We start from the raw sequence: 424 nt of genomic DNA, 5'->3' as shown, positions 1-424 counted from the left end.
AGGTTTGCTTTATTTATCAACAGTTTTATAGTGATTAAATTACATTCAATTCAATGGAGGCACGCATGGATATAATGATCCCTTATTTAGGGCCTATTACGCGTTTAACGCTTGAATCTAAAGGGGCTTTTCATATTGCTGGGGTTCAACAAAGTGCCAGTGCCAAAAAAGTCGAGTTAGAAGAGCGTAAAAAAAGAGAAGTAGAAAAGCAACATAAGCTGGCGTTTGACGAAAATAAATCGCGCAATAAAACCGCTGAAGAAGATGACGACAAACCCCGTTTAGATACATGGGCTTAGTACAAGTGATTGGCGATACCGTTATTGCCTCAAGTTAAAATCGCCCTCAATAAAAGCAGATTTGTTTAAACATAGCAAATAGTGGTGCATGGCTATGAACTTCGTGTTTTTAAAACTACTCCCTA

At 38.0% G+C, this 424-nt stretch carries 1 protein-coding gene; it reads left to right on the top strand.

From position 1 onward, the window contains the following. Positions 1–65: 65 nt before the first annotated feature. A complete protein-coding gene (locus tag ACTRWE_RS19290; RefSeq protein WP_462880544.1) occupies positions 66–299 on the top strand; it encodes a hypothetical protein in 234 nt (77 codons plus the stop codon). Positions 300–424 lie beyond the last annotated feature (125 nt).

This window comes from Pseudoalteromonas sp. G5_S1_54_S4 (assembly GCF_054968565.1).
Note: the sequence above shows the minus strand (reverse complement) of the source record. Positions and strands in the feature narration are given on the sequence as shown.